Genomic DNA, 7,160 nt, shown 5'->3' with positions numbered 1-7,160 from the left:
CCCCGGGACCGGATCGCGGTCCCGGGGCGGCTTCGGCAGGCGATGCGGGCTCGAAGGGCGCTGTCCCCGCGGGTCGCGGGTGTCGCCGACCGCGTCGCCGTGGTGGTGAGCCCCGGCTTCGAGGCGGCCGGGGGCGTGCGGAGGTGCTGGTGCCGTGGTGGCGAACCCCGGCCCGAACGGGCCGGCGTCCCGGGTTCAGAGGGCGTTGTTCCCGTGGCTGCGGGTGTCGCCCGCCGCTTCGCCGTGGTGGTGGCCGCCGCCGAAGCGGTGGACGTGGAAGCGCGCGGCCTCGGCGGGCATGACCACGAAGGGCCGCATCATGCCCTCGTCCTCGTGGTCGAGGATGTGGCAGTGGTACATGAAGTTGCCCGTCGCGCCGTCGAACCGGCCCGCGATGGTCAGCCACTCGCCGGGGCCGACCAGGTAGGTGTCCTTCCAGCCCTCCTCCCGCGGGTCCAGCGGCCGGCCCGGACCCGGCGCCGGCAGCGGCGCGGTCGTGCCGCCGGTGGCCACGTCGAAGCCCGGCACGTTCCCGGTCGCCGCGTCCCTCGGGTACTGGGCGCGGGTCAGCGCCTGGAACTGGGCCAGGTGGACGTGCATCGGGTGCGCGGGACCGCCCAGGTGCACGAAGTTCCACACCGCCCAGCGGCCGTGGTCGATGAACACGCTCGTGGTGTCGTCGAACAGGCTCGCGACCCGCTCGAACGTCCGCACCCGACCGGTGTTGGGGTCGGTGAGCTGGATGATCCCCGGCGCGGGCAGCTCGGCGGGGACCTCCGCCGGGTCCGTGATCTCCCGCAGCTCCCACAGCTGCGGGTGGCCCTCGCCCCCGGTGCCGGGCGGCACCAGCGCCACGAAGACGTGGTCGTGGTCCTCCGGGACCGTGGTGCCGTGGTGCAGCCGCACGTAGGACGTCGACAGCTTCGCGGGCAGCCGGAAGCGGTCGTGCCGGTCGCGGTCCTCCACGCGGAACTGCATGACGGCCGGCTCCGGCGCCGCCGTCGGGTGCACGTTGGTCAGCCGCACGCGCCGGCCGCGCAGCCGCGAGAAGTCGACCAGCAGGTCGGCCCGCTCGGCCGGGGCGACCACCAGACCCTCGTCCGGCAGCTCGGCGGGCGCGGGCAGCAGGCCGCCGTCGGTGCCGATCTGGCGCACCGCGTCGTCCAGCGGCTCCTCCGTCCCGTCGTCGACCAGGCGCAGCTGGTAGGTGCGCGAGTTCGAGGCGTTGAGCAGCCGGAACCGGTACCAGCGGGCCTCCACGTCCAGGTGCGGCCAGATCACCCCGTTGACCAGCGTGAACGGTCCGCTGAACGGCAGGTGCAGCACCTGGCCCGCCGGCGTCGTCAGGTAGGGCACCTTGTAGAGCAGCTGCCCGGTGAGCGCGCCGTCCGCGTCGGTGTCGAGGTTGCGGTCGGTGATCAGCAGCGGCACCTCGTGCTCGCCCGAGGGCAGGCCGAGCGCGTCCTCCTCCTCGTCCCGGACCAGGTACATGCCCACCAGGCCCGCGTGCACGGTGAAGCGGGTGATCGCCATGGCGTGGTCGTGGTACCAGAGCGTGGTGGCCTGCTGCCGGTTCGGGTACTCCGCGAGCTGCGCGGCCTCCTTGAGCACCGCGTTGTGCGCCCACCCGTCGTTGCCGCCGCCGGTGAGGGCGCCGTGCAGGTGCACCACCGTCCACGACGGCAGGTCGGACACCCCCTCCACCAGCGCCACGCCCTCGGGCAGCGAGCCGTCGGCCGCGCGGAAACCCGGGCTGTTCTGCGGCCCGGAGGCGAGCGGCGCACGCACCGCCACCAGCGGGATCTTCCCCTCGATCTCGTTGGTCCACGCCACCCGCAACCGCCGGCCGCTGCGCACCTCGATGGTCGGGCCCGGGAAGTGCCCGTCGTAGGCCCACACGGCCGTGGGCGGCAACTGCGAGTGCAGGCGCACGGCCGTGCGGACCATGGTGACGGTGAGCGCGTCCTGGTGCCACCACGAGTGCGGCCGGATCACCGGCGGCACCCGCAACGGGTCGAGGAACTTCGTGAGCCCGAACGCGGGCCCCTCGGCCACGGGCGCGGACGTGCTGATGAGTTCGGTCATGAGATTTGCCCCCCGGCAACTCAGATCACGCGCGACCCACCCGCCCCCCGAGAGGCGGGTGGTGCGCTGTCCCCCTTGCCGCGGGCCCGGCTCCCCAACCGGAACCCGCGACACCAGACAAGAGGCGGCGGACCCGGCGCTGGATACACGCCGGCCGAAAACCCGTCCGAACCCATCGGTCGACAGGGGCCGGGCGCACTGGTAGGTGTCGGTCGTGGGCTTCGATGCCGAGGTCGGGCGGATGGTGCGGGCGAACCGGGCGAACTGGGACGCGCGCACGCCGGTGCACGTGGCGAGCGAGTTCTACGGCGTCGGGCGGCGCGACCCCGAAGGCTGGTTCGCGCCGTTCGAGTGGGCGGCCCTCGGCGACCTGTCCGGCCGCGAGGTGGCGCACCTGCAGTGCCACCTCGGCGTCGAGACGATCGCGCTGGCGCGGCGGGGCGGCCGGGTGACCGGGCTGGACCTCTCGGCCGCCGCGGTGGTGGAGGCCCGGCGGATCGCCGCCGCGCACGGCGTGGAGGTCGAGTACGTGCACGCCGACGTCCACGACGCGGTGCAGCACCTCGGCGCCGGGCGGTTCGACGTCGTCTACACCGGCAAGGGCGCGTTGTGCTACCTGCCGGACCTGCCACGGTGGGCGGCGGAGGTGGCCGGGCTGCTCAAGCCCAGGGGGTTCGTCTACGTCGCCGAGTTCCACCCGCTGCTGTTCGCCTTGGGCCTCGAGCCGCGTCCCGACGAGGGGACGGCGTTGGCGCTGCGCCAGGACTACCTCGAAGGGCGCGGCGCGATCGAGCGGGACTCGACGCACACCTACACCGACGGACCGGCGTTGACCGGGGCCACGGTCGCCTACGAGTGGATGCACTCGCTCGGCGAGCTGGTCACCGCGCTGGTGGGGGCCGGCCTGCGGGTCGACGGCCTCACCGAGAGCGAGCTGCTGCCGTGGCCGCGCTGGGCGCGGATGACCCGCACGGACAGCGGCTGGTGGGCACTGCCCGCCGACGAGCCCCGGATCCCCCTGATGTTCGGGCTGAAGGCGTCGAAGCCCGGTCCCTGACCGGTGGTGGTCGCGTGTCCCCCGAAACGGTGAACTCGCGGACCTCGCGGCGGCCCGGCAGGCGCTAAGGGCGCGTAAAGGGGCTCCCGGTGCGCCGCGGTGCCCTCCCCGGATGTGTGACCGTGGCGCCATGGACGCCCAGGAACTCCCGGCCCGGCTGGACAGCCCGGTCCGCCCGCCGGCGCCGTCGTCCCGGCTGGGGCGGTGGCTGCTCCGGCACCAGGTGGCCCCCGAGGGACCGGTCACCGCCGCGAGCCACGAGGAGCCGCACGCGTGGTGGAAGGTGATGTGCCTGACCGGGGTGGACTACTTCTCCACCCTGTCCTACCTGCCCGGCATCGCGGCGTTGGCCGCCGGGGCGGTCTCGCCCCTGGCGACGTTGCTGATCGTGGCGCTGACCCTGTTCGGCATGCTGCCGATGTACCGGCGGGTGGCCGCGGAGAGCCCGCACGGGCAGGGGTCGGTGGCGATGCTGGAGAAGCTGCTGCCGTTCTGGCGGGGCAAGCTGTTCGTGCTCGTGCTGCTCGGGTTCGTGGCCACGTCGTGGATCATCACCATCACCCTGTCCTCGGCGGACGCCACGGTGCACCTGGTCGAGAACCCGATCAGCCCGGCCGCCCTGCACGGCCACGAAGTGCTGGTCACGGTCGTCCTGCTGCTGGTGCTGGGCGGGGTGTTCCTGCTCGGGTTCAGCGAGGCCGTCGGCGTCGCCATCCCGCTGGTGGCGGTGTTCCTGCTGCTCAACGCCGTCGTCGTGGGCGCGGGCGTGGTCGAGCTGTGGGCCGAGCCCGCGGCGCTGCACCGGTGGCTGGACGCGCTGACCTCCGGCGGCGGGATCACCGACGTGGTCGGCCCGGCGGTGCTGGCGTTCCCGCTGCTCGTGCTCGGGTTGTCCGGGTTCGAGACCGGGGTGAGCATGATGCCGCTGATCTCCTCGTCCGGCGACACCCCCGGGCAGCGGCTGGCGAGCCGGGTCCGCAACACGCGCAAGCTGCTCACCGCCGCGGCGCTGATCATGTCCGGGTACCTGGTCGCGACCAGCTTCGTCACCACGGTCCTGGTGCCCGCCGAGGCGTTCCGCCCCGGCGGCGAGGCCAACGGCCGGGCCCTGGCCTACCTGGCGCACGAGCTGCTGGGGCAGTGGTTCGGCACGGCCTACGACATCGGCAGCATCCTGATCCTGTGGTTCGCGGGCGCGTCCGCGATGGCCGGCCTGATCAACATCGTGCCCCGCTACCTGCCCGCCTACGGCATGGCCCCGGACTGGACCCGCGCCGTGCGGCCGGTGGTGCTCGTCTACACCGCCGTCTGCGTCCTGGTCACGATCATCTTCCACGCCGACGTCAACGCCCAGGCCGGCGCCTACGCCACCGGCATCCTCGCCATGATGGTGTCCGCGACGGTCGCCGTGGTGATCTCCGCCGCCCGCCGGGGGCAGCGCCGGCAGGCGGTCGGCTTCACCGCCCTCACGCTCGTGCTGCTCTACGCGCTGGTCGACAACGTCGTCGAGAAGCCGGACGGCATCACCATCTCGTTCTTCTTCATCCTCGGCATCATCGCCGTCTCGCTGGTGTCGCGGGTCGCCCGCACCACCGAGCTGCGCGTCACGCACATCGAGTTCGACGACAACGCCCGCCGGTTCGTCACCGAGTCGATCGCCCACGACGGCTCGCTGACCCTGATCTCCAACCGCCGCCAGGCCGGGGACGCCGCCGAGTACCGGGCCAAGGAGAGCCAGCAGCGCGGCCTGAACCCGGTGCCCGGCACGGCCGACGTGCTGTTCCTGGAGATCGACGTGGTGGACCCGTCGGAGTTCAGCGACGTGCTGCGGGTGCGCGGGGTGGACGTCGGGGGGCACCGCGTGCTGCGCGCCGACAGCCCGGCCGTGCCCAACGCGATCGCCGCGATCCTGCTCGCCCTGCGCGACGCCACCGGCGTCCGCCCGCACTGCCACTTCGAGTGGAGCGAGGGCAACCCGCTCGGCCACCTCCTGCGCTACCTGCTGCTCGGTCAGGGCGACACCGCGCCCGTGGTCCGCGAGATCATCCGCAGCCACGAGCCGGACCGCGACCGCCGTCCCGGCATCCACGTGGGGTGACCTGCACGGGTGCGGCGGACCGCGGTCGGTTGTGGTCGGCCGCACAGCCTGGTGGACAGCCGGCGCCACCGTGCTAGTGTCTCCTCGGTACCCCCCAGGGGTATACGGATCGGTTGAGGAGTCGAGATGCGGCACGAGCACGGTCACGAGGGTCACCACGGGCACGGCGGGGGAGTCGGCTGGGGGATGGCGGCGTCGGCGACGCTGCACTGCCTCACCGGCTGCGCCATCGGCGAGGTGCTGGGCATGGTGATCGGCACGGCCCTCGGGTGGGGCACGGTGGCGACGATCGTGCTGGCCGTCGCCCTGGCGTTCGTCTTCGGCTACGCGCTGACCATGCGCGGTGTGCTCAAGGCCGGGGTCGGGTTCCGGCAGGCGCTGAAGGTGGCACTGGCCGCCGACACCGTGTCGATCATCGTCATGGAGGTCGTGGACAACGGCGTGATGCTCGTGGTCCCCGGCGCGATGGACGCCGGTCTGGCGACCGGGTTGTTCTGGGGCGCGCTGGCGTTCGCCTTCGCGGTCGCGTTCGTGATCACCGTGCCGGTGAACAAGTGGCTCATCGCCCGCGGCCGCGGGCACGCCGTCGTCCACGCCTACCACCACTGACCGGCAGCGGGGGGCCGTCCACCGGGGCGGTCCCCCGGCTCCGGGCCGTGCCGCTGAACGCCGCCGCGGTGAGCCGGTGCCGGCCGGCGGGGATGTCGACCTGAGAGGTGCGCGGGCCCGCTCTCGGACCGGTTCGAGGCAGCCGGGTACCTGATAGCGTTGATCATCCGGCGCCGGCCGGGACCGATCATCGACGTCCGCACTGGTCCGGCGCGGGTGGGAGGATTCCGATGGGGCGTTGGTTGGTGCTGGGCGGCACCCGGTTCCTGTCCCGGGCGGTGGCCGCCGCCGCGGTGGTGCGGGGACACGAAGTGGTCTGCGCCGCGCGGGGGGAGTCCGGGACGGTCCCCGAAGGCGCCCGGTTGGTGAAGGTGGACCGCGACACCGAGGACGCGTTGGCGCCACTGCGCGGTGAGCGGTTCGACGCCGTGGTCGACGTGGCCTTCATCTCCTACCGGTGGGTGCGGGAGGCGTTGGCCGAGCTGGGGGAGACGGCCGGGCACTGGACGTTCGTCTCGACGATGAGCGTCTACGCCGACCTGTCACGCGGTGGCGGCGGCGTGGACGACCCGGTGGTGGAACCGCGCTACACCGACCCGACGGACCCGGGGGACGTCGGCGCCTACGGGGCGATCAAGGTGGCCTCGGAGCAGGCGGTCGTGGAGGCGGTCGGGGACCGCGCGCTGGTGGTGCGCCCCGGTCTGGTCTGCGGTCCGGGCGACGAGGCCGACCGGTTCGGCTACTGGCCGGCCAGGTTCGCCCGCGGCGGGCGCGCGGTGGTGCCCGACGCGCCCACCAACCGTGCCAACTCATCGACGTCCGCGACCTCGCCGAGTGGATCGTGCTCGCGGGCGAGCAGGGGATCACCGGCACGTTCGACGCCTGCGGCCCTCCCACCACCCTGGGCGCGGTGCTGGACGAGATCGCGGCCGCGGTCGGCGCCGCCGACCTGGAACGCGTCCCGGTGCCGCCGGAAGAACTCGCCGCGGCGGGTGTCCTGCCCTGGCAGGGTCCCCGATCGCTGCCGCTGTGGTTGCCCGACGGTTACGTGGGGGTGGTCGACCGCGACACCGGCCCGGCGCGGGCCGCCGGCCTGCGCTGCCGGCCGGTCGCCGAGACGGCCCTGGCCGCGCTGGACCACGAACGCGCCCTCGGCGTCGATCGCGAGCGGCAGGCCGGCTTGTCGGCGGCGGAGGAGGCCGAACTGCTGGCCGGGCGATGAGGATCGGGCCCGGGGGCCGTGCCTGCCGGAGCCGTGGACGAACGACCGGACCCGGTGTCGCGGGGGCGGCCGGGCGGGGGGGGGCGGCG

The 7,160-nt window shown here is 73.8% G+C and carries 5 protein-coding genes and 1 pseudogene; 5 read left to right on the top strand and 1 reads right to left on the bottom strand.

The features are described from left to right. Positions 1 to 195 precede the first annotated feature (195 nt). Positions 196 to 2,085 carry a multicopper oxidase family protein gene (locus ACFXGA_RS38870; RefSeq protein ID WP_378097778.1) on the bottom strand — a complete coding sequence of 630 codons (1,890 nt, stop codon included), beginning with the start codon at positions 2,083 to 2,085 and terminating at the stop codon, positions 196 to 198. Between the two features lie 214 nt (positions 2,086 to 2,299). On the opposite strand from ACFXGA_RS38870, the gene ACFXGA_RS38865 reads away from it, so the two are divergent. The 5 genes and pseudogenes from ACFXGA_RS38865 to ACFXGA_RS38845 all read left to right on the top strand — a co-directional run bounded on the left by ACFXGA_RS38865 (position 2,300) and on the right by ACFXGA_RS38845 (position 7,071). Next, positions 2,300 to 3,142 (top strand): class I SAM-dependent methyltransferase, encoded by an 843-nt coding sequence (locus tag ACFXGA_RS38865; RefSeq protein WP_378097775.1) that lies wholly within the window; start codon positions 2,300 to 2,302, stop codon positions 3,140 to 3,142. Positions 3,143 to 3,272: 130 nt separating this feature from the next. Beyond that, positions 3,273 to 5,240, top strand: a complete 1,968-nt coding sequence (locus ACFXGA_RS38860) for an amino acid transporter (protein WP_378097772.1) — start codon at positions 3,273 to 3,275, stop codon at positions 5,238 to 5,240. Between the two features lie 126 nt (positions 5,241 to 5,366). Then, positions 5,367 to 5,849: a DUF4396 domain-containing protein gene (locus ACFXGA_RS38855; RefSeq protein ID WP_378097769.1), complete on the top strand. Its 483-nt coding sequence runs from the start codon at positions 5,367 to 5,369 to the stop codon at positions 5,847 to 5,849. Positions 5,850 to 6,079: 230 nt separating this feature from the next. Next, a pseudogene (locus ACFXGA_RS38850) lies at positions 6,080 to 6,514 on the top strand (NAD-dependent epimerase/dehydratase family protein); the annotation flags it as partial. Positions 6,515 to 6,690: 176 nt separating this feature from the next. Beyond that, the gene (locus tag ACFXGA_RS38845) at positions 6,691 to 7,071 is read left to right on the top strand and encodes a hypothetical protein (protein ID WP_378097781.1); all 381 of its coding nucleotides are present in this window, start codon (positions 6,691 to 6,693) and stop codon (positions 7,069 to 7,071) included. The last annotated feature ends 89 nt before the right edge of the window (positions 7,072 to 7,160 follow it).

The organism is Actinosynnema sp. NPDC059335, from assembly GCF_042752395.1.
Lineage (GTDB): Bacteria > Actinomycetota > Actinomycetes > Mycobacteriales > Pseudonocardiaceae > Actinosynnema.
The sequence above is the reverse complement of the archived record's forward strand: the minus strand, read 5'-3'. Positions and strand labels throughout refer to the sequence as shown.